Below are 743 nucleotides of genomic sequence, written 5' to 3' on the forward strand. Positions count from 1 at the left end.
GGTGTGGCGCCTGGTTTGATGTGCTTGTTCAGGTACACCGCCTGCGCAAGCACAAACACCACCATCAGACCGAGGCCACCAAACAGCTTGAAGTTGACCCAGGTGCTGGTGGAAAACGTGAAAGCCACCCACAGAWTGAGCAGGCCCATCACGGCAAAAAAACCAACCCAGCTGAAATTGACCACGCGCCAGATCGGGTCAGGCAAGTTCATCTGCGCGCCCATCAGCGACTTGATGCCGTTTTTCTTCCACACCAGCTGCCCCAGCAGCAGCGCGCCGCCCATCACCCAGTACAGTACCGTGGGCTTCCATTTGATGAAGCTCTCGCTGTGGAAATAGATGGTGGCGCCGCCGAGCACCGTCACCAGCCCCAGGCTGATCCACAGCATGGTGTCGACCTTCTTGCCGCTTACCTTGAGCCAGAGGATCTGGGCCAGCGTGGCAACGATCACAACCACGGTAGCCAGCAGCACAGGCGCTTCAGCCGCACCCACCACTCCCCCGGAAACCATAAAACCCAGCCACTCGGTGGCTGTAGCGGCGGCCCAGTCCTTGTTGCCTTCGGCGTACTTGAACATGCCGAAAAAAAGGGCGATCGGCAAAAAGTCGAAAAGAATTTTCATAAACAGATTATCGCGGGGTAAAAGAAGCGAAAGAGCTCACTGGCGTTGGGTCCCGAATTAGCAAGMATGAGCCGCGGAACCGGCTTTGCCGGGCCGCAGGCGGGCGGCCCCCTCGGGGGG

At 58.8% G+C, this 743-nt stretch carries 1 protein-coding gene; it reads right to left on the bottom strand.

The window, feature by feature from the left end:
* Positions 1-623 (bottom strand): septation protein A (locus tag AC1DWI_RS25220; protein WP_477726191.1); only part of this gene is annotated, 623 nt, incomplete at its 3' end.
* Positions 624-743: the final 120 nt, after the last annotated feature.

The sequence above is a fragment of the Polaromonas sp. P3_C2 genome (genome assembly GCF_056402675.1).